This window comes from Streptomyces sp. TLI_053 (assembly GCF_900105395.1).
GTDB lineage: Bacteria > Actinomycetota > Actinomycetes > Streptomycetales > Streptomycetaceae > Kitasatospora.
This window is the reverse complement of record NZ_LT629775.1, coordinates 498879-519238: the sequence shown is the minus strand read 5'-3', so window position 1 is coordinate 519238 and position 20360 is coordinate 498879. Positions and strand designations below refer to the sequence as shown.

At 75.3% G+C, this 20360-nt stretch carries 17 protein-coding genes; 11 read left to right on the top strand and 6 right to left on the bottom strand.

Features of this window, described 5'->3' with window-relative positions; translation table 11 throughout:
* The first annotated feature begins 333 nt into the window (after positions 1–333).
* The 5 genes from BLU95_RS01865 (at position 334) to BLU95_RS01845 (ending at position 6091) form a co-directional block, all read left to right on the top strand.
* A complete protein-coding gene (locus tag BLU95_RS01865) occupies positions 334–1596 on the top strand; it encodes an NAD(P)/FAD-dependent oxidoreductase (RefSeq protein ID WP_093864567.1) in 1263 nt (420 codons plus the stop codon).
* Complete coding sequence (locus tag BLU95_RS01860; protein WP_502689787.1) at positions 1593–2438, top strand: DUF1365 domain-containing protein; 846 nt, start codon at positions 1593–1595, stop codon at positions 2436–2438. Before BLU95_RS01865 ends, BLU95_RS01860 begins: the two co-directional genes overlap by 4 nt.
* Entirely contained in the window at positions 2435–3790 is a 1356-nt protein-coding gene (locus tag BLU95_RS01855; RefSeq protein ID WP_093858360.1) for a class I SAM-dependent methyltransferase, read from the top strand. Before BLU95_RS01860 ends, BLU95_RS01855 begins: the two co-directional genes overlap by 4 nt.
* A complete protein-coding gene (locus tag BLU95_RS01850; protein WP_093858359.1) occupies positions 3787–4620 on the top strand; it encodes a DUF1295 domain-containing protein in 834 nt (277 codons plus the stop codon). Before BLU95_RS01855 ends, BLU95_RS01850 begins: the two co-directional genes overlap by 4 nt.
* Positions 4621–4975: 355 nt before the next feature.
* Complete coding sequence (locus BLU95_RS01845; protein WP_231978203.1) at positions 4976–6091, top strand: DNA topoisomerase subunit B; 1116 nt, start codon at positions 4976–4978, stop codon at positions 6089–6091.
* A 136-nt stretch (positions 6092–6227) separates the two neighbouring features.
* On the opposite strand, the gene BLU95_RS01840 is transcribed toward BLU95_RS01845, so the two are convergent.
* Positions 6228–6722 (bottom strand): SRPBCC family protein, encoded by a 495-nt coding sequence (locus BLU95_RS01840; RefSeq protein WP_093858358.1) that lies wholly within the window; start codon positions 6720–6722, stop codon positions 6228–6230.
* A 278-nt stretch (positions 6723–7000) separates the two neighbouring features.
* On the opposite strand from BLU95_RS01840, the gene BLU95_RS01835 reads away from it, so the two are divergent.
* The 3 genes from BLU95_RS01835 (at position 7001) to BLU95_RS01825 (ending at position 9694) form a co-directional block, all read left to right on the top strand.
* Positions 7001–7603 (top strand): VOC family protein, encoded by a 603-nt coding sequence (locus tag BLU95_RS01835; protein WP_093864565.1) that lies wholly within the window; start codon positions 7001–7003, stop codon positions 7601–7603.
* 80 nt (positions 7604–7683) lie between these two features.
* On the top strand, positions 7684–8577 hold the full coding sequence (locus BLU95_RS01830) for a response regulator transcription factor (RefSeq protein WP_093858357.1): 894 nt from the start codon (positions 7684–7686) through the stop codon (positions 8575–8577).
* 79 nt (positions 8578–8656) lie between these two features.
* On the top strand, positions 8657–9694 hold the full coding sequence (locus BLU95_RS01825) for an alpha/beta fold hydrolase (protein WP_093858356.1): 1038 nt from the start codon (positions 8657–8659) through the stop codon (positions 9692–9694).
* A gap of 131 nt (positions 9695–9825) precedes the next feature.
* On the opposite strand, the gene BLU95_RS01820 is transcribed toward BLU95_RS01825, so the two are convergent.
* Both BLU95_RS01820 and BLU95_RS01815 read right to left on the bottom strand, forming a co-directional pair.
* Positions 9826–12699 (bottom strand): helix-turn-helix transcriptional regulator, encoded by a 2874-nt coding sequence (locus BLU95_RS01820; protein ID WP_093858355.1) that lies wholly within the window; start codon positions 12697–12699, stop codon positions 9826–9828.
* A gap of 119 nt (positions 12700–12818) precedes the next feature.
* The gene (locus BLU95_RS01815; protein ID WP_231978201.1) at positions 12819–13589 is read right to left on the bottom strand and encodes a DUF8817 family protein; all 771 of its coding nucleotides are present in this window, start codon (positions 13587–13589) and stop codon (positions 12819–12821) included.
* Between the two features lie 443 nt (positions 13590–14032).
* Here BLU95_RS01815 and BLU95_RS01810 point away from each other — a divergent pair, with 443 nt between their 5' ends.
* Positions 14033–15430, top strand: coding sequence for a CLIPPER-2 domain-containing protein (locus BLU95_RS01810; RefSeq protein WP_231978199.1), 1398 nt, complete (start codon positions 14033–14035; stop codon positions 15428–15430).
* Between the two features lie 58 nt (positions 15431–15488).
* Here BLU95_RS01810 and BLU95_RS01805 read toward each other — a convergent pair whose 3' ends face one another.
* The 3 genes from BLU95_RS01805 to BLU95_RS01795 form a co-directional block, all read right to left on the bottom strand.
* Positions 15489–15806, bottom strand: a complete 318-nt coding sequence (locus tag BLU95_RS01805; protein ID WP_093858352.1) for a hypothetical protein — start codon at positions 15804–15806, stop codon at positions 15489–15491.
* A 131-nt stretch (positions 15807–15937) separates the two neighbouring features.
* Complete coding sequence (locus tag BLU95_RS01800) at positions 15938–16882, bottom strand: hypothetical protein (protein ID WP_093858351.1); 945 nt, start codon at positions 16880–16882, stop codon at positions 15938–15940.
* 81 nt (positions 16883–16963) lie between these two features.
* Positions 16964–17842 carry an alpha/beta fold hydrolase gene (locus tag BLU95_RS01795; RefSeq protein WP_093858350.1) on the bottom strand — a complete coding sequence of 293 codons (879 nt, stop codon included), beginning with the start codon at positions 17840–17842 and terminating at the stop codon, positions 16964–16966.
* A gap of 112 nt (positions 17843–17954) precedes the next feature.
* Between BLU95_RS01795 and BLU95_RS01790 the strand changes: the two genes are divergently transcribed.
* Complete coding sequence (locus BLU95_RS01790) at positions 17955–19892, top strand: AfsR/SARP family transcriptional regulator (RefSeq protein WP_093858349.1); 1938 nt, start codon at positions 17955–17957, stop codon at positions 19890–19892.
* 127 nt (positions 19893–20019) lie between these two features.
* Positions 20020–20307: a hypothetical protein gene (locus BLU95_RS01785; RefSeq protein WP_093858348.1), complete on the top strand. Its 288-nt coding sequence runs from the start codon at positions 20020–20022 to the stop codon at positions 20305–20307.
* The last annotated feature ends 53 nt before the right edge of the window (positions 20308–20360 follow it).

Sequence of the window (20360 nt, the reverse complement as noted above, 5' to 3'; positions counted from 1 at the left end):
GGACGCTCCGGTGGGCGCCGACACCGGCCGGAGCGGACCGCGGCGCCCACGGGCCGGGAAGCCGACGCGCGGAATCGATGCGGCACCGTGTCCCTGCCCCCGGGGCGTGCGGCGCCGGGCCAATCCGTTCCCCGGTCTGTTCCGAACACCTGGTGCAACGACCATGCGGGCCCCGTCGCGGCCCCGACCGGAGGGGCCCTCGTGACCACGTTCGACACCGTCCCCGCCGCCCGAACCGACGCCGCCGCGGTCGGTAACGCCGTCAGCGCTGCCGCCGTCCCGGCTCCCGCGCGGGTCGGGCCGCGTCCCGGCGGGGGCCCGCGTCCGCGCACGGTGGCGGTGGTCGGGTCCGGCGTCGCCGGGCTCACCGCGGCGTACGAGCTCACCCGGGCCGGGGTGGAGGTCGAGCTGTTCGAGGCCGACGGGCGCCTCGGCGGCCACGCGCACACCCAGGACGCCGTCGACCGCGCCGGGCGGGCACTCGCGCTGGACACCGGGTTCCTGGTGCACAACGCCCGCACCTACCCGCACCTGGTGCGCCTGTTCGCGGAACTCGGGGTCCGCACCCAGGAGAGCGAGATGAGCATGTCCGTACGCTGCGACGGCTGCGGCCTGGAGTACGCGGGCGCGCGGGGACCGGTGGGACTGCTCGGCCGCCCCGACGTGGTGGTCCGGGGCCGGTACCTGCGCATGCTCGCCGAGGTGCCCCGGTTCCACCGGCGCGCCCGCCGGCTGCTGGCCGACCCGGACGCGGGGGAGCCGAGCCTGCGGGAGTTCCTCGCCGCCGGCCGGTTCGGACCCTACTTCGTGAGCCACTTCATGACCCCGGTCGTCTCCTCGGTGTGGTCCTGCGCCCCCGACCTGGCGGGGGACTACCCGGCCCGCTACCTGTTCGCCTTCCTGCGCAACCACGGCCTGCTCGGCGTGGGCGGCTCACCGACCTGGCACACCGTCGTCGGCGGATCGCGCACCTACGTCGAGCGGATCGCCGAGCGGCTCACCACCGTCCACCGGTCCGCGCCCGTGCGCGCGGTGCGCCGGCACCCGGACGGGGTCACCGTGGTCCGCGCGGACGGCCGCAGCACCGAGGCCGACGCCGTGGTGGTCGCCACGCACGCCGACCAGGCGCTCCGGCTGCTCGCCGACCCGAGCGACGACGAGCGCGCCGTCCTCGGCGCCTTCCGCTACTCGCGCAACCCGACGGTGCTGCACCGCGACCCGACGGTCCTTCCCGCCGCGCCCTCGGCGCGTGGATCGTGGAACTACCGGATGCCCCACTGCACCGCGCCCTCCGACCGGGTCCGGGTCAGCTACCACCTCAACCGGCTGCTGCGGCTGGACACCGAGGCCGACTACCTGGTCACCCTCAACGAGGACCGGCAGCGGCCGATCCCCGAGGAGCGGGTGCTGTCCCGCACCGTCTACGAACACCCCGTGTACACCGCGCGCACGGTCGCGGCCCAGCGCCGGCTGCCCGGCCTCGCCACCGCCCGCACCGCGTTCGCCGGCGCCTACCACGGCTGGGGCTTCCACGAGGACGGCTGCCGCTCCGGCGTCCAGGCCGCGCACTCCCTGCTGGGGGTGAGCGCGCCGTGACCGCCTCGCCCGCCCCGAACCTGCCCGGACCGTGGCGCGCGGTCCTCTACGACACCGTCACCACGCACGTGCGCACCGCACCCCGGAGACGGGCGTTCCGGCACGCCGGCTACCTGTGGCTGGTGGACCTCGACGACCTGCCGGTGCTGCCGCGCCCGCTGCGGCCACTGGCCCGCTTCCTGCCGCGCGACCACGCCCTCGCGGCCGCCGACGACCCGCCGACGGTCCGGCACGACCTGGAGCGCTACCTCCTCGGTCACGGTGTCCGGCTCGGCCGCGGAAGGGTCCTGATGCTGACCCAGGCCCGCTCGCTCGGACACGTGTTCAACCCGCTGACCGTGTACTGGTGCCGGGACGCGGAGGGCCGCCCGCTGTGCACCGTCGCCGAGGTCCACAACACCTACGGCGGCCGCCACCGCTACCTGCTGGCGCCCGACCCCGAGGGCCGCGGCGAGTGCGACAAGGACTTCTACGTCTCACCGTTCTTCCCCGTCGACGGCCGCTACCGCATGGTGCTGCCCGAACCGGGGGACCAGCTCCGGCTGGCGGTCCACCTGGAGCGCCGGGGCGAGCCGGCCTTCACCGCCACCGTGCGCGGCGCCGCACGACCGGCCGGCCCGGCGGCCCTGCTGCGGGTCGCGCTCACCCATCCGTTCGCCACCTGGGCCGTCAGCCTCCACATCCGCTACCGGGGGATCCGGCTGTGGCTCAGCGGCCTGCCGGTCCGTCCCCGGCCGGCCGACACCACCGACCGCTCCGCCGCCACCCCTGCCTGCCCCGCGGCCGCCGCGCCCCGGCCCGACGACCGGCCCGCTCCCACGGAAGAGGTACCCGCCCCATGACGACCACGGTCCCCCCGGCCGCGACGCCGACACCCTCCGTCGACCCCGCGCGCTGGCCGGACGTCGCCCGAGTGCCGGACGTGCCGCTGCGGGCCGCCGTCGCCGCGCGCCTGCTGCGCCGGGCGGCCTCGCGGCGCGGCCTGCGCGTCGAACTCCCGGGCGGCCGCGTCCTGCGACCCGCGCCGGCCGGGGCGCCGGTCCTGCGCCTGCACCGCCCCCGGGCCTTCCTCCACCGGGTCGGCGAGGGCGGCCTGATCGGCTTCGGCGAGTCCTACCAGGCCGGGGACTGGGACAGCCCCGACCTGGTCGCACTGCTCACCGCGCTCGCCACCGCCCCCGAGACCCTCGTGCCGACCGGCACGCGGTGGCTGCGCCGGCTCTACGTCCAGCGGCCGCCGGACGAGGAACTCTCCACCGCGGCGAACACACGGCGCAACGTCGGCCGCCACTACGACCTGTCGAACGACCTGTTCGCGCTGTTCCTCGACCCGACGATGAGCTACTCCGCCGCCCTCTTCCCGACCGGCGCCGCCCACGCGCCGCTCGCCACCCACGACGATCTGGCCGCAGCCCAGCACCGCAAGATCGACCGGCTGCTCGACCTCGCCCGCGTCGGTCCCGGCACCCGGATGCTGGAGATCGGCACCGGCTGGGGCGAACTGGCCCTGCGCGCCGCCGGGCGCGGCGCCCACGTCGTCAGCCTGACCCTCTCCGAGCAGCAGCTCGTTCTCGCCCGGCAGCGGATCGCCGCGGCCGGGCAGGCGGACCGGGCGGAGGTCCGGCTGTGCGACTACCGCGCCGCCGAAGGCCAGTACGACGCCGTGGTCAGCGTCGAGATGATCGAAGCCGTCGGCCGGCCCTTCTGGCCCGACTACTTCGCCACCCTCGACCGGGTCCTGGCACCCGGCGGACGTGTCGCCCTCCAGGCGATCACCATGCCCCACGGCCGGATGGTGGCCAGCAGCCGCACCTACACCTGGATCCTCAAGTACATCTTCCCCGGCGGCCAGATCCCCTCCGTACGGGCGATCGAGGAGAGCGCCACCCGTCACACCCGGCTGCGCCTCACCCGTGCCGACGCGTACGGACCGCACTACGCCGAGACGCTGCGCCTGTGGCGCGAACGCTTCACCGAACGCTCGCCGCAGGTCGCGGCCCTCGGCTTCGACGAGGTGTTCCGGCGGATGTGGGAGCTCTACCTCGCCCACTCCGAGGCCGGGTTCCGCACCGGCTATCTCGACCTCCACCAGCTCCTCCTCACCCGCGACGGGGCGACGGACGCACCGGTGCCGACCTCCCCCTCCGGGCGGGAGGAGCAGCGGCCGTTCGGCGGGAAGGAGGAGCGGCCGTGAACGCCACCGCCTTCGCACTCAACCTCGCCGTCACCGCCGCCGTCGCCCTCGCCGTCCTCCTCGCCGCGTTCGCGGTGGGGGTGCGCAGCGGGCGCCACCGGGGCGTGGACGTCGCCTGGGGGCTGGCGTTCACCGCCGTGGCGCTGAGCGGCCTCGCGCTCTCGCAGGGCCACGGGGACCCGGGGCGCCGACTGCTGGCCACCCTGCTCGTCACCGTCTGGGGCCTTCGGCTCTCCGCCCACCTGTGGTGGCGCGCCCGCGGCGCCCCGGAGGACCCGCGCTACGCCCGGATGCTCTCCCGGGCCCCCGAGGGACCGGCCCGCACCCGGTACGCCCTGCGGATCGTCTACCTGCTCCAGGCCGCTCTGGTGTGGTTCGTCTCGCTGCCCGTCCAGGCCGCCCAGTACCTTCCCCACCCGCCCGGCGCGCTCGCCTGGGCGGGCACCGCGCTGTGGACGGTCGGCCTGCTCTTCGAGGCGGTCGGGGACCGGCAGCTCGCCCGCTTCAAGGCGGACCCCGCCAACCGCGGCCGGATCATGGACCGCGGCCTGTGGAGCTGGACCAGGCACCCCAACTACTTCGGCGACGCCTGCGTCTGGTGGGGCCTGTTCCTGCTCGCCGCGGACAGCCCGGTCGGCTGGGCCTTCGTCCTCAGCCCCGTCCTGATGACCTACCTGCTCGCGTTCGGCAGCGGCAAACCGATGCTGGAACGCCGGCTCGGTGCGGAGCGGCCCGGCTGGGCCGAGTACGCCGCGCGCACCAGCGGCTTCCTGCCCCTGCCACCGCGTCGGACGGCCTCGCCCGCAGGACCGCCGCGGCCCCACCTCTGACCGCGGCCGCGGCGCCACCCCTGACCGCCGCCGCGGCCGTGCCCGGCCTCCGCGACAGCCGCGGGTCGGGCACGGGAAATTCTCTTCGGACTCCCGGTCCCGCGGCCGCCGGGAAGGGCGCCTCCCAGGGCCGTGAGCGGCTCGCGGCGGCTCTGCCGCGACGGTCCGGGCCCCTCCCGGCCGACCGCCCCCGATCGTCCGTCAGGCGCCCGTCCACGGCCGTGCCGCACCGCCACTGACCTGGTGTTCTCCTGAGAATTCCGTAGGCTGGAGAGCTCTGTCGGAGACTCTCGGAGGGGGCAGCGTGAGCGAGGGAACGGGCGAGGGAGCAAGCCAGGGAACGGGCGAGGAGCCCGTGACGTACGACGCCGGCATGATCGTGGTCCTGGAGGGCCTGGAGGCGGTTCGGGCGCGGCCCTGGATGCACATCGGACCGGTCGACGAGCGAGCACTGCACCAGCTGGTGCTCGACGCCGCCGAGCCGGCGCTGGACGAGGCGCTGAACGGCACGGCCGGTCGGATCGGGATCACCCTCACCGCGGACGGCGGCGTCACGGTCGCCGACGACGGCAGGGGCCACCCGGTCGGACACGCCGGACACCGCGACGGCCGTGCGCTGGAGGAATGCCTGTCCGTGCTCTGCGGCGGGGTCCCGTTCGTCGGCCGGCGCTCGCCGGCCGGCAGCAGGTTCGCTGCGGAGCTGTCGGTCGTCAACGCCCTGTCCAGCCACCTGACGGCCGAGGTTCGGCGCGACGGCTCCCGTTGGGTGCTGGAGTACGAGCGGGGAGTGCGGGTCGGGGCGCCCGTCCGGACCGGTGCGGACGGGGGCAGCGGGACGGCGATCTCCTTCCGCCCCGATCCCGGGATCTTCGGGGCACTGACGCTCTCGTTCGACACACTGGCCGACCGCTTCAGGGAACTGGCCTTCCTGAACCGTGACTTGGACATCACCCTGACCGACGACCGGCACCCCGGCCGGCCCCGTTCCGTCCGTTTCCGCTACCCCGGGGGAGTGCGCGACCGCCTCGCCGAACAGGGCGCCCCGCCCCACCCGGAGGTGCTCGCCTTCGAACGCGAGTGCCCGGACATGGAGGGAACCGTGGAAGTGGCCCTGTGCTGGGCCGACTCCCACGAGGAACAGGTCACCGGCTACGCCAACAGCCGGCCGACCACCGACGGCGGAACCCACCAACTCGGCTTCCGCGACGGCCTGGCAGCCGCGCTCACCGCCGTCGCCGGGGGCCAGTACGTACCCACCCCGGCCCGGCTCGGCCCCGGCCTGACGGCGATCGTGTCGGTGAAGCTCGACCGGCCCGAGTTCGAGGGCGCCGCCCGCGCGCGGCTGAGCAACGGCCCCGTCCGCACCTGCGTCGCCGACGCCGTCCGGGAGCACGCGACCGCCTGGCTCCGCGCCGACCCGGCCCGCGCGGCCGCCGTCCTCGCCCGGCTCCCGGCCACCACCCGGGACTGACACAGCCGCACCGCCGGGTCTCCCGGTCCGGCGCGACGTCCGGACCGGGACCGGGGCGGCGCAGACCGCGAGCCCGACCGGATCCGCTCGGTGGCGCCTGCTCCCCACCTCGACGGCTCCGGGTTCCGGGCTCCGGTCAGCGGGTGTGCGGGGCGTTCGGGGTGTCGGGGGCGGGGCGGTCGTGGGGCGGGAGGGAGCGGGCCTCGACGGCCCTGGCCGTGTTCCTCAGGGCCTTCGCGAGCACGCCCTTGCCGACGCTGCCCAGGAGCAGGCCGGTGAGTCGTCCCCGGAGGTTCTTGCCCTCGCGCACCACCACGGCGTCCAGCCGTGTGGTGCCGTCCGGCAGCGGTGTGAAGGTGTACGTGTGTCCGGAGGCGCCGCCCCAGATGTTGGAGTCGACGGTGGTCATCACCACTCGGTGCGGGTCGGACCAGTCGTAGTGCAGCCGCTCCCAGACACCGCCCGAGCCCTCGGTGACATCGGCCCGGTCGGTGCCCCGGGTGTGGACCTTCAGGTACTCGTCCGCGCTGTTGCCGAACAGTTCCCGGCGGCCCGGACCGAAGTCGGTGAGGCAGGCCACGAACTGTTCCGGTGTCGCGTGCGTCCGCTCGGTGAGGTGGATGGTGGCCATGGTGTGTTCTCGTGCTCCTCGGGTCGGGGCGGGCCGGACGGTCCGCGTCGGGCGGTCGGGCCGGGTCGGGCCGGTGATCGCTGGACCCAGGTTGCCGGTCGGTGCGCTCCCGTCGAGCCCGTGTCCAACCCTGGTCCACCCCCCCGGGGCCCTGGCCGGGGACACCCGGGCCAGGGTCTCCACCAGGGTCCGTCCCTGGGGCGACGGGGCGGCGCTCCCGGGATCGTTGTCGGCGGGTGCCCTCCCGGCACCCGTCGACGCAGAAGGAGCAGATGACGGTGGATCTCAAGCTCGAGGTCGTGGTCGTGCCGGTCTCGGACGTGGACCGGGCCAAGGAGTTCTGGACGCGGATCGGTTTCCGCGAGGACGTCGACTTCTCCGGCCCCGGGGGCTTCCGGGTCGTGCACCTGACGCCGCCCGGCTCGGCCGCGTCGATCATCGTCGGCAGTGGCGTGACCGACGCGGCGCCGGGTTCGGAACGGGGCGTGCACCTGGTCGTGGACGACGTCGTCGCGGCCCGCGCCGAGTTGGTGGCCCGCGGTGTCGACGTCGGCGAGGTGTTCCACGACGCCGGCGGTGTGTTCCACCACGCCGGCTCGACCGGCCGGGTCACGGGGCCGCACCCGAGCCGGCAGTCCTACGGCTCGTTCGTGACGTTCGCCGACCCGGACGGCAACACCTTCGTCCTGCAGGAGGTGACGACGCGGCGGCCCGGTCGGATCACCCAGGTGGTCTACCGCTCGGCGGCGGAGGTCGAGCAGGCGCTGCGCGAGGCGGCGCTCGCCCACGGAGAGTACGAGGCCCGGCTCGGTCACCACGATCCGGACTGGCCGTCGTGGTACGCCGCGTACATGGCCCGCGCGGCCGGTGTCGGCGACTGACGCCCGGTGGCGCGGTCCGGCCACCGGGGCGTGCGGGCGAGACCCGATCGACGGCGGACGGCGGACGGCGGAGGGAACCGATGCCGACGGAGAACGTGAACGAGGACGAGAACGTGAACGAGCGGAACGGTGCGGGCCGGCTGCCGGTGGCGCGGGAGCGTGCGCACGCCGAACTCGCGGCGCTGGCGCGGAGCACGGCGGGCCGGGCCCTCGTGCTCCGCGCGCTGCCGGGAGTCGACCGGACGTCCCTGCTGGGTCGCGCCGCCGTCACGGCGGAGCGGGAGGGGCACCGCGTCGTGCGGGTGACCGGGGTCGAGGCGGAGGCCCGGCTGCCCCACGCCGGACTGCACCAGTTGCTCCATCCGCTGCTCGGTGAGGTCGCGCGGTCGGACGAGGCGACCCGAGCCGTGCTCGACGGTGTCTTCGGCCGGGCCGAGGACGACCGGCCGTCGGTCGTGCGACTGGGCACAGCCGTCCTCCGGCTGCTGTCCCGGGCGGCGGTGCGGCAGCCGCTGCTGTTAGTCGTGGACGACGGGCAGTGGCTGGACGATCCCAGTGCCGAGGTGCTCGGCTTCGTGGGGCGGCGCCTGGCCGGGAGCCGGGTGCGGCTGCTGATCGCGGTCCGTGCCGAAGTGGCGTCGCGGTTCGACTCCGCCGCCCTGCCCGGGTGGACCGTCGCCGTCCGCTCGGGAACCGTCCCCCGGGGAGCCGTCCTCGCCGACGCGCACTCGGCGCACCGGCCGGACCGTACCGCAGTGCCGGTCCTCACCCCGCTGACCTGGCAGGAACGCCGGGTCGCGGACCTGGCAGCCGCAGGGCTGACCAACAAGGAGATCGGCCGGCGCATGCACCTCTCGCCGCGCACGGTCGCCTCGCATCTCTACCGCGTCTTCCCGAAGCTCGGCATCACCACCAGGGCGGCGCTGCGCGACGCCCTGAACCGAACCGCGGGCGCGGGTCGGCTCCAGCCGTGAGCCGGGCCTCGGCGCATCAGAACGTCAGAACGTCAGAACGTCATCAGCTTCCGGATCAGCTTCCAGGAAAGGATCGAACATGATCAACAGGCGTACGTTCTCCAAGGCGGTCGGTCTGGGCATGGGTGCCGTGGCCGTGCCCACCGGGGCCGCCGCCGCGAGCACCGTCGCCGTCGCCGACGACGACCGCTCCCGCGGCCCCGCCCCGGCCCCTGCGTTCGGCGGCCTGAAGCAGGTCCGCGCCGGCGTGCTCGACATCGGCTACGCCGAGGCGGGACCGGCCCGGGGGCCCGTGGCCGTCTGCCTGCACGGCTGGCCGTACGACATCCACAGCTACGTCGACGTGGCCCCGCTGCTGGCCGAGGCCGGCTACCGCGTGATCGTCCCGTACCTGCGCGGCCACGGCAGCACCACCTTCCGGTCGCCCACCGAGGTCCGCAACGCGCAGCAGTCCGCGGTGGCGCTCGACGTCGTCGCCCTCCTGGACGCGCTGGGGATCCGCAGGGCGGTCCTGGCCGGGTTCGACTGGGGCGCGCGGACCGCCGACGTCGTCGCGGCGCTGTGGCCGGAGCGGGTCCGGGTCCTGGTGTCGGTGAACGGGTACCTCGTCACCGACGTCCGGGCGCAGCAGAACCCCCTGCCGCCGAAGGCCGAGCACACCTGGTGGTACCAGTACTACTTCGCCACCGACCGCGGCCGGCGGGCGCTGGAGAACCCGCAGTACCGCCGGGAGCTGTGCCGGGCGGTGTGGGAGGAGGCCTCGCCGACCTGGGAGTTCGACGACGCGACGTTCGAACGCACCGCCGCCGCCTTCGACAATCCCGACTACGCCGCGATCGTCACCCACAACTACCGGTGGCGGCTGGGGCTCGCGGCCGGCGAACCCCGCTACGACCGCTACGAGCAGCGGCTCGCGGACCGGCCCACGATCGGTGTTCCGACCATCACCCTGGATCCCGGGCTCGATCCCTTCCTGGCCTCCACCGACGGCCTCGGGTACCGGAAGTTCTTCACCGGCCCGTACGAGCACCGGGTGCTCGCCGGCGTCGGGCACAACGCTCCCCAGGAGGCCCCGGCGGCGTTCGCCCGGGCGGTCATGGACGCCGACCGGCTCTGACCACGCGGTCCGGACCGGGAGGCCGACCGGGCGGGGACACTGGCCGCAGGGGGACGCCGACCACGCCGGCCAGGCCGGCCACGCCGGTCACGCCGATCACGGCGGACGTCCCGGCGGCGCCCGACGCGTGGTCACAGGCCGCCCGACAGCGCCCCGTCCAGCTCCCGACGGGAGGCGATCCCCAGCCTGACGAAGACCTTGCGCAGGTGCCACTCGACCGTCCGGGGGCTGATGAACAGCTGGGCCCCGATCTCCGCGTTCGAGTGCCCGGCCACCACGAGCCGGGCGATCTGGGTCTCCTGCGGCGTCAGGGCCGGCGCGTCGACGGTCCGGCGGCGGACGGTCTCGCCGGTGGCGAGCAGCTCCCGCCGGGCCCGCTCCGCGAACGCCTCCATGCCCATCGCCGCGGCGGCGTCGTGCGCCGTCCGCAGCTCGGCGCGGGCCTCGGCCCGCCGGTTGCGGCGGCGCAGCCACTCGCCGTACAGGAGCCGGGCCCGTGCCCCGAACACCGGCAGCCCGCCCCGGTCGTAGTGTTCGACCGCGTCCCGGTAGCGCTCCTCGGCGTGCTCCTCGGGCCCGGTCAGGGCGTCGGCGACCGCCGCCGCGCCGCGTGCCCAGGGGGTGCCGGTCAGGCTGCGGTCGGCCAGCCGCTCCCGCGCCTCGCGCGCCTCTGTCGGCGCGTCGGGGCCGCCGGTGCGGGTGGCCGCCTCGACCAGTTCCAGGCAGGTCCAGTGGTGCACGGCGAGGTCCTGGTGCTCCAGGCCGCGCCGTGCGGCCTCCAGCGCGAGCGGATAGTTGCCCAGACCGTTGTGGAGCACCGCCCGCGCATACGCGGCCACGGCGATCGAGCGGCCCAGGCCGCGTCGCTCGCCCTCCCGCTCCAGCGTCTCCAGCGCCTCCAGGGCCGCGCGCTCCCGCCCCCGGTGGGCGCTCAGAAGGCCGGTCGCGGCCAGGCGCGCCGCCGCCCCGGCGGGCTCCTCGGTGTTCGCTCCCTCGGCCAGCAGGTCCCAGGCCTCCGTGAAGCGCCCTGCCAGGCCCAGTGCGGTCGCCCGGTGGGGGAGCGCCGTGGAGAGGACCGACAGGGCGCCCGTCGTCCGGGCGAACCGCACCGCCCGGTCCGTGACGGCCAGCCACGCCGCCAGGTCGCCCAGTTCCCCGGCGGAGTCCACGGCCGGCTCCAGGACCGCCGGGACCGCCCGGTCGTCCCCGTCGGTGACGGCGCGCAGCGCCCGCGCCAGCGGGGGGAAGGCCTTGACCGGTCCGTCCTCGGTCCAGACGGCCAGGGCGTGCAGGAACGCTCCGGCGGCCCCGTCGCCGTCCGTCCGGTCCCCGTCGCCCACCTCCCCGTCGCCTGCCGACCCGCCGCCCACTTCCCCGTCGCCTGCCGACCCGCCGCCCACTTCCCCGTCGCCTGCCGACCCGCCGCCCGCCGACCCGCCGCCCGCCGACCCGCCTGCCGCGAGGCCGCGGGCGGCCTCCGCCACCTGCCGCAGTCCGTCCCCGTCGAGCCGTCCGGCCCGCACGGCCGCCCCGAACGCGGCGAGGCAGGTCTCGCGCGCGGCGGCCGGGTCGAGCTCCCCGAGCGTCACGGCCGCCGCGATCAGCGGCCGTATCGCGCCCGGCCCGGGGTCGGCCATGGCGGCCGCCCCCGCCCGCAGTCGGCCCGCCCCGGCCCGTTGCAGCCGGTCCAGCGGCCCGAGTTCGGCGGCGGCCAGCAGGTCCGGGACCCGGTCGGCCGCGCCCGCCGCGAGATGCGCCCCGGCCGAGGCCAGCGCCCGCCGGGCCCGCTGCGCCGGGTCGGGGCTGAGCGCGGCGGCACGTTCCAGGAACGAGGCCGCGGCCGCCCGGCCGCCGCGCGCCAGGGCCCGGTCCGCCGAGCGTTCCAACGCGGCGGCGACCGGCTCGTTCGGGCCGACCGCCGCGTGGGCGAGGTGCCAGGCCCGCCGGTCGGGGTCGCGTTCGGCGTCGGTGGCGTCGGCGAGGGCGGCGTGCACCGCCCGCAGGTCCGCGGCGTCGGCGCGGCGCCAGACCGCCGAGCGCACCAGCGGGTGCCGGAACCGCACCGGGGCGCCCAGCTTGAGCAGCCCGGCGGCCTCGGCGGGCGCCGCGGCCCCGGGCCCGATGCCCAGGGGGCCGAGGGCGCGCCACAGCAACAGCTCGTCGCCGACCGGCTCGACCGCCGCGAGCAGCAGCAGGGCCCGGGTGTCGGCGGGCAGCGCGTCGACACGCCGGCGGAAGCCCTCCTCGACCCGGTTCGGCACGGGGGCGGGGCCGTGTCCGCCGAAGCCGAAGGCCAGTTCGGCCGCCGACAGCCCCTGCGGCAGCTCGAGCAGGGCCAGCGGGTTCCCGCCGGTCTCGGCGACGATCCGGTCCCGCACCCGGGGGTCCACCGGCCCCGGCAGCACCGAACCGAGCAGGGTCCGGGCGTCCGCGTCGGCCAGCCCCCGCAGGGGCAGGACCGGCAGATCGGCGAGCTCGCCCTCCCCGTCGGCGAGCCGTTCGGCGAAGACCAGCGCCACCGACTCGGCGTCCAGCCGACGGCCGACGAACCCCAGGATCCGCAGCGACATCAGGTCCAGCCACTGCGCGTCGTCGACCAGGCACACCAGCGGGCTCGTGGCGGCCGCCTCGGCGAAGAGCCCCAGCACCGCCATTCCGACCAGCAGCAGTTCGGGCGCGGGCCCGCCGCTCAGGCCGAACGCCACCCGCAGCGCGTCCTGCTGGACCGGCGGCAGCCCGTCCAGGTGCGACAGCAGCGGGGCGCAGAGCCGCTGCAGGCCCGAGTAGGCGAACTCCGACTCGGCCTCGACGCCCTCCGTGCGCACGACCCGCATCCCCGTCGCCCGGGCGGCCGCGTGGTCGAGCAGCACGGACTTGCCGATCCCCGCCTCACCGCGCAGCACCACCACCCGGCTTCGCCCGTGACGCACTTCGCGCAGCAGCCGGTCGAGCTCCTCCGACTCCCGGTGCCGTCCGAGCAGCTGATGCGTCGTGCCCTGCTCCATCACGCTTCCTCCGCCGCGTCCGCCCTGGCAGAGCCCCCTTTCCCCAGGAGCTTCGCCCCCATCCTACGAACCCCGCGCGCCACCCGGCCCGGTGGTGACCGACCCCGCGTGCCGGAACGTCAGGGTGTGCCGACGGTTCCCGCGTCCGGGTCCGCGCCGTCGCGCCACAGCCGGAGCGCCTCGGCGTCGCGGAGCCCGGCGGCGGCCCGGTGACGTTCGGCCTCGGTGAGGTCGAGCGCGTTCAGCCGACGGCGCCACTCGTCGACACCGTCGGTCTCCTCCAGCGCGGTGGCGAGCTCGACCAGGGTGGCCAGCGTCCGGGCGACCTCCAACGGCGCGGCGGTGTCCCCGTGCCGGCGCACAGCCGTCGCCAGGACCCGCAGTGCGGCACGGTCGTCGTTCTTGAACTCGCTGAGGACACGGGCGTTGTCGAGGGCCTTGGCCAGGCCGGCGAGGTCCTTGGAGCCGCCGTACTCCAGCTCCGCGGGCTCGTCCCGCTGGATGAAGATGATCGAGTTCCCGGACGGGTCGACGAGGGTGAAGCGGCTCGCCCCCGGCCTGAACCGGGTGATGCGCGGTCGGCCCTTGGACAGCGTCCGCCCGTACGCGGCGCGCAGGGCCCGGGTGAACTCGGCGTGGTACGGCGCGACTTCGTCGACGAGTACCAGGCAGCCGCCGCCGTCCTCGTGGCTCGGCTCGATGTTCCTGGGGGGAGTCCCGAAGTGCAGCGCGAACCCGCTCCACTCCAGTGCCAGGTAGACGTAGGGGCGGGTCTGCTTGTAGGTGACCTCGAACCCGAGGGCCTGGTAGAACTCCAGCGTCTCGTCGACCGAGACGCACGGCAGCACCGGCACCGTGGTCTCATTGGCGCGCACCGTCGGTCCTGGCATGTCCGCCACCTCTTCCCCTCCTGTTCCGGTCCGAACCTCGGACCCGAAGACCGGGTCCGAACCTCGGACCCGAAGACCGGGTCCGAACCTCGGACCCGAATCCCCGAGCCTGCCGCAGAATCGGCCCCGGCGCCCATGAGTTCTCCGCGCGGCGTGCAGAGTCCGCGCCGATGCCGACGGAGCGCAGGCCGGTGCCGAAGGCGTTGCCCTTCCTGTTCACGATGGCCGCTGCCCCGGTGCAGGTCGGGGCTGCCTCTGCGGGCGGGAAGCGCCGGGACGGTGAACCGCACGGCGGTCGCGGCGGGGCGGGGCGCGATCCGGCGCGGTTCGCGCTCGTCCGTGCTCCGGGAGCCGGTCCCCGCGCTCTCGTCCGTACAAGAACCATTGCCGCACCCTGAACCCGGATGCCGCCGGTGTGCGGCACCGGAACGAAGGGGAAGAACGTGACCACTCCCGCCCCGTCCCGCATCACCCTCGTCAACGGCAGCTTCGAGCAGCCCGCCGTCCCCGCCGGCAGCAACGCGCTGCTGCCCGACGCCTCCCAGACCCAGAGCCCGAACCGCGTCCCGGGCTGGCTGACCACCGCCACCGACCACCTCATCGAGCTCTGGCACGACGGCTTCAACGGCGTCCCCTCCGCCGACGGCACCCAGTTCGCCGAACTCAACGCCAACCAGGTCTCCACCCTCTACCAGGACCTGCCCACCACCCCCGGCGCCACCCTGTACTGGCGGCTCTACCACCGCGGGCGGCTCGGCCAGGACACCATGGCCCTGGACATCGGCCGCCCCGGCGCGGTCGTCCAGCAGCGCCAGTTCACCGACGGCACCACCGCCTGGGGCTTCTACTCCGGCACCTACACCGTGCCCGCCGGGCAGACCGTCACCCGCTTCGCCTTCCGCTCGGTCGCCTCCGCGGGCGGCAACCAGTCGGTCGGCAACTTCCTCGACGGCATCTTCTTCGGCACCGCCCCCGCCGTCACCGTCACCAAGTCCGCCGTCCCCGACGGGCCCCTCCAGGTGGGCGACGTCATCACCTACCGGATCGTCGCCAGGAACGAGGGCGGCGGCAACGCCGAAGCCCTCCTCCTGACCGACACCGTGCCGGACGGCACCACCTACCTGCCCGGGACCCTGCGCATCGTCGACGGCCCCAACACCGGGGCGAAGACCGACCGGCCGGGCGACGACCAGGCCTCCTACGACCCGGTGGGCAACCGGGTGACGTTCGCCCTCGGAAACGGCGCCACCGCGGGCCACGGCGGCAGCCTGCCCAACACCGACACCCTGCCGAACGGCACCACCGTCGAGTACCGGGTCACCATCGACGAGGACAGTGCCGGCGGGCACGTCACCAACACCGCCACCGCCACCTACGAGAACCGGCTCGGCCCCACCCCCGAACCCCTCACCACCACCTCCGGCCCGGCCGACACCGCAGTCCTCCCGGCGGCCGACCTGAGCGTCACCAAGTCCGCCGACGAGACGACCGTCACCGTCGGCCAGACCGTCACCTACCGGATCACCGTCCGCAACGCCGGACCCAACACCGCCACCGGCGTCACCGTCACCGACCCCCTCCCGGACGGCCTGGTGTTCCTCTCCGCCGAGACGGGAACCGGCAGCTACGACCCCGACAGCGGCGAGTGGAGCGTCCGCACGCTCGCCCCCGACGCCTCCGTCACCCTCACCCTCCGGGCCAAGGCCACCGCCCCGGGCACCGTCACCAACACGGCGACGGTGCACGCCACCGAGACGGACCTCCACCGCGCCGACAACACCGACTCCGTCACCGTCTGCGTCAAGGCCGCCCCCGTCTGCCCGCCCCCCGGCTGCTGCTGACCCCGCGGACGCCGCGGGCACCGTCCCTCCCCGGCGGTGCCCGCGGCTCCCGGGCCCGCTACTCGCCCGCCTCCCTGACCAGTTGGTAGGCGGCGGCGAGGGAGAGCCCGGGCCGGGCTGTCCGCAACGCCTTCACCGCCCCGACCTGGTCGCGGACATCGGCGCCCGACGCGTGGAGCACCTCCCGCACCCACCGCCGGCGCACCCCGGCATCGGGCGCCGACACCGTCTCCATGACGATCCGCAGGGCTCTCTCGAGCCCCGCCCGCTCGCCCGCCTCGGCGGTCTCCAGGGCCCGCCGCAGGTCCGCCTCCACCTGCCGGGAGTCACGGACGACGATGACGGGCTCCTCCTGGGCCTTGCCGGACTTGAACACTGCACCACTCCTCGGGTCGGACGACAGGACGTGCGGCCACGGCTGAACCCCGGTCCGCGAAGGGGACAACGTTCGTACCGATGACTTCGACTCCGCCGCCGGCCGGCCTCCTACCGCGCGGGGAGGGCGGGCTACGAATCGGTCCAGCGCACCGGGTGTCCGGACGGGTCCGTGGTGAGCCAGGTGCCGTCCCCGAGGGGGTGGATGTCGTAGGGGTCCTCCCCACGTGCGTCGAACTCCGCGTGGACCCGGCCGGAGCGGGCGTCGACGCGGTAGTGGCGGAACCATTCCTCCCCGTCCTCGGATTCGCCGACGACGGTGACGACGACGGTGTCCGGGCTCAGATGCCCACCGGACCACTCCACCCAGGCCTCGTCGGGGTTGTGCCCGAAGGCGTCCACCGGGAGGGTGAACACCGCCTCGCCGCCGGGATACGCATGGATGGTGATGTCCCCCTGGTCGTGGTTGACGGTCATGAACCGGTGGCCGTCGGGCGACAGGTCGATGAGGCATCGGTCGTCCCAGGGGTACTGGAAGAGATCCATCCCGGCCTCGGTGAGCGAGGCGCGGTAGACGGCCGTGCCGTCCTGTCCTTCCCCCACGTTGAGGAGGATCTGGCCGCTCGGTCGGTGCGGCAGCTGCACTCCGCCGTGCCCGGCGGTCCGCAGGTCCGCCTGCGCGACGACCGCCCCGGAGCGGGCGTCCAGGGCGACCCACTGGTCGGGGCGGTCACGGCCCGCCATGGCGTCGGGGCGGTAGACCCAGAGCACGCGTTCGTCCGGCGACAGCACGCAGCCGGGCGCGTGTCCGTACCGACCGGACGACTCCGGTTCGAGCCCGGACCTCCAGACCTCGACGCCGTCCGGTGTCACGCACACGACCGCGTTCTGCGTCGTGTAGTAGACCCGCTGAAGGTCGGCGGCAACGGCGTGGCCGACGATGTCGTCCCCGGGAGCCGGTGGGCGGACCAGGACGGGTGACAGCGGACCGCGCTCCTCCCCGGCCAGGTCGTAGGCGCAGACGCCTCCGTCCACGAGCCGCGTGATGATCCGGTGGGGGTGCCGCGCTTCAGCCATGCCCGGAGGCTAGCGCCCCCCGGCGGACCCAGCTCGGCCCGGGGCTGGCCGGGGTGCGATCACTGCCGCCGCGCGGTGGGCTCAGCGGGCCAGCAGGTCCCGGACCGCCGCCGCGATCTCGTCGGGTGCCTCCTCGGCCATGAAGTGCCCGGCGCGGGTCAGCCGGTGGTCCAGGTCCGGTGCCCACGCCCTCCACACCCCGGCGGCGTCGAAGCCCAGCTGCGCGCCCCAGTCCTGCTGGACCACCGTCACGGGCATGGCCAGTTGCGACCCGGCGTCCAGGTCCGCCTGGTCGTGCGTGACGTCGATGTCCGACGAGGCCCGGTAGTCCGCGACGATCGACGTCACCGCCGCGGCGCTCGCGCGCAGGTACTCGGCACGCACGTCCTCGGGCACGGCGGCCGGGTCGGCGGCCCAGGCGTCGAGGAACGAGCCGAAGAACGCGTCCGCGCTGGCCGCGATCATCGCCTCCGGCAGGCCCGGCGGCTGAGCCATCAGGAAGAGGTGGTAACCGACCGCGGCCGGGACGCCGCGCAGGACGTTCCACATGTCGAGCGTCGGCACCACATCGAGGATGCCCAGGTGGGTGACGGTCTCGGGGTGGTCCAGCCCCGCCCGGAAGGCGACCAGGGCGCCCCGGTCGTGGCCGACCAGGGCAAAGCGCTCGTGACCGAGTTCCGCCGCCAGGGCCACGACATCGGCGGCCATGGTGCGCTTGGCGTACACATCGGGGTCGGTGGCCGCGGGCTTGTCACTCGCACCGTAGCCGCGCAGGTCCGGACAGATCACCATGTGCTCGTCGCGGAGCCGCTCCGCGACGTGCCGCCACATCAGGTGGGTCTGCGGAAAGCCGTGCAGCAGCACGACCGGGCTGCCACTGCCGCCTACGGCCGCGGCCAGCTCCACACCGTCCGCACCGGGCAGGCGAAGGTGATCGAAACCGGGAAGGGTGAGCGTCATGAGGGACCGCACTCTCGGGTCGGGGACTTGACCGGACCAGCTTGGGCGACGGCGATCAGCAACCGATCAGTACGGTCGGGCGCGGCCGGCCCCCGGCACGGAGGATGGGGGCATGCGAATCGACGTGCTCGGCGTGGTGCGGGCCCTCGGCGACGACGGCGGCCCCGTCGACCTGGGCGGACCCCGCCATCGTGAGGTCCTCGCCCGGCTCGTCGCCGCCGAGGCACGGACGGTCACCACCGACACCCTTGTCGAGGACCTGTGGACCGATCCGCCGGCCCGCGCGGTCGGTGCGCTGCGGACGTTCGTCGCCGCGCTGCGCCGCGCCCTCGAACCCGACCGGCCGCCCCGCACCCCGCCGCGCGTACTCGTCACCGAAGGCCCCGGCTACGCACTGCGCCTGCCGCGCGAGGACGTGGACGTCCACCGGTTCGAGGACACCCTGGCCCGGGCCCGCCGCAGCCCCGACGCGGTCACCGACCTCGGCGCGGCACTCGCGAGCTGGCGCGGTCCCGCCTACGCCGATGTGACCGGCTCGGCATGGGCGCAGCGCGAGCGGACCAGGCTGGAGGAACTGAGGCTGGACGGGGTGGAACTGCGCGCCCGCATCCTCCTCGACTCCGGGGAAGGGGCCGACCTCGTCGCCGGCCTGGGTGCCCACGTCGCCGAACACCCGTGGCGCGAGCCGGCCTGGCAGCTGCTGGCCCGCGCGCTGTACCGCGCGGGCCGCCAGGCCGACGCGCTCGCCACCCTCCGCCGTGCCCGCGCGATGCTCGTCGACCAGCTCGGACTCGACCCCGGTGCCGAGCTCCAGCGTCTGGAGACGGAGATCCTCAACGGGACCGCGCCCCCGGACGCCGGACGTACCGCGTGGACCGGCCCCGCTGTCCGGCTCGGCCCGCGCACCACCGTGGACCTGGCCCGCACCCTCGCGCTGGCGGGCGGCGACGCCCTCGTCCACTCCCGGCGCGACCGCCTCGCCGCCGTCCGTGCGGCGGAACGCGCGGGGGACCTCGCGCTGACCGCCCGGATCATCGGCGCCTACGACGTGCCCGCCCTCTGGAGCCGGGCCGACGACGCCGAGCAGTCCCGCGCCGTCGTCGCGGCCGCCGAACGCACCCTCACCGGGCTCGGCCCGGACGGCCCCGCCGACCTGCGCGCCCGCCTGCTGGCCACGGTCGCCGTCGAGAGCCGCAGCGCCGATCTGTCCGGGACCGAACGGAGGCACGCGGAGCAGGCGGCCCGGGAAGCGGAGCAGCTGGCACGGCGGCTGGCCGATCCCGCCCTGCTGGCCTTCGCCCTCAACGGGGTGTTCCTGCAGTCCTTCGCCCGCCCCGGGCTCGCGGCGGCACGGGACAGGACCGGCGCCGAGATCCTCGACCTGGCCACCCGGCACGAGCTGCCGAACTTCGCCGTCCTCGGCCGGCTCGTCCGCCTGCAGTCGGCCTCGGCCCTCGGCGACCTCGACGCCGCCACCTCGCACGCGGACGCGGCCGACCGGCTCGCCGCCACCACCGAGGCGTCCCTCGTCCCCGTCCTCACCGCGTGGTTCAGGGCCCGGGCCACCGCCGCCCGCAGCACCGAACCCGGCGGACCGACCGCCGCCACGGCGGCGGCGCAGTACCGCTGTGCCGAGGACGCCCTCCGGACGGCCGGAATGCCGGGGCTGCACCGCGGCCTGTTCCCGCTCGCCCTGCTGGGACTGCGCCTGCTGCACGACCGGCCGGCGCCCACCGACCCGCACCTCGACTGGGGCCCTTACCGGCCCTGGACGCGCCCCCTGGTGCTGCTCGCCCAGGACCGGGCCGAGGAGGCCCGTACCGCCCTCGCCGCGGCACCCGAACCACCGCGCGACCACCTCCAGGAGGCCATGTGGTGCCTGACCGCCCGCGCCGCCGTACGCCTCGACGAGCCCGGCACCGCCGCGCACGCCGCGGCCGCCCTGCGTGACGCCGCCGCGGAACACGCCGGCGCCGCCAGCGGACTGCTGACCCTGGGCCCGGTGGCGCGCTACCTCGCGGAGGCGCAGGCCTGCGCCTCCGCGAGGTAGCGCGACCGCGATCCGCCGTCGGCATCCCGCACTCGAACTCGCCCGACAGGCGGCCGCGAACGTGACGGTGTTGAGGGCGACGTTCCCGGCTCTGCCGGACGTCGCCCGATGTCTGACGTCCGGGCCGGTGCGCCGGGGCTTCCTCTCGGACGGCTTCGACGCCGGGATCGCAGCCGCACTCGGCGGTGATCCGGACACGGCCCGCGAACACTTCGAGCGAGTCCTTCGAGAGGACCCGCTGGCGCCGTGGATGGTCGAAGCTCAGGAGAAGGCGCACGAGCTGCACGCGATCGCCGCCGATCACGACGCCGTGACCGCCTGGGCACCCGCGCCGTCGACTCGTGCCGGAGCAAGCTGGGTCTGGACCCTGTGCCGCTCGCGACCCGTCGGCCGCGTGTACGTGAAGCGGTTCTGACTCGACCTCCGCAGCCTGCGCAAGGAAGTTGAGCCAGAACCCACTCTCGCGAA

What these genes read in the sequence shown, in the direction of transcription:
- BLU95_RS01855 (WP_093858360.1), top strand. Translation starts at nt 2,435, where the DNA reads ATGACGACCACGGTCCCCCCGGCCGCGACGCCGACACCCTCCGTCGAC.
- BLU95_RS01840 (WP_093858358.1), bottom strand. Translation starts at nt 6,722, where the DNA reads ATGGCCACCATCCACCTCACCGAGCGGACGCACGCGACACCGGAACAG.
- BLU95_RS01830 (WP_093858357.1), top strand. Translation starts at nt 7,684, where the DNA reads ATGCCGACGGAGAACGTGAACGAGGACGAGAACGTGAACGAGCGGAAC.
- BLU95_RS01825 (WP_093858356.1), top strand. Translation starts at nt 8,657, where the DNA reads ATGATCAACAGGCGTACGTTCTCCAAGGCGGTCGGTCTGGGCATGGGT.
- BLU95_RS01820 (WP_093858355.1), bottom strand. Translation starts at nt 12,699, where the DNA reads ATGGAGCAGGGCACGACGCATCAGCTGCTCGGACGGCACCGGGAGTCG.
- BLU95_RS01815 (WP_231978201.1), bottom strand. Translation starts at nt 13,589, where the DNA reads ATGCCAGGACCGACGGTGCGCGCCAATGAGACCACGGTGCCGGTGCTG.
- BLU95_RS01800 (WP_093858351.1), bottom strand. Translation starts at nt 16,882, where the DNA reads ATGGCTGAAGCGCGGCACCCCCACCGGATCATCACGCGGCTCGTGGAC.
- BLU95_RS01795 (WP_093858350.1), bottom strand. Translation starts at nt 17,842, where the DNA reads ATGACGCTCACCCTTCCCGGTTTCGATCACCTTCGCCTGCCCGGTGCG.
- BLU95_RS01790 (WP_093858349.1), top strand. Translation starts at nt 17,955, where the DNA reads ATGCGAATCGACGTGCTCGGCGTGGTGCGGGCCCTCGGCGACGACGGC.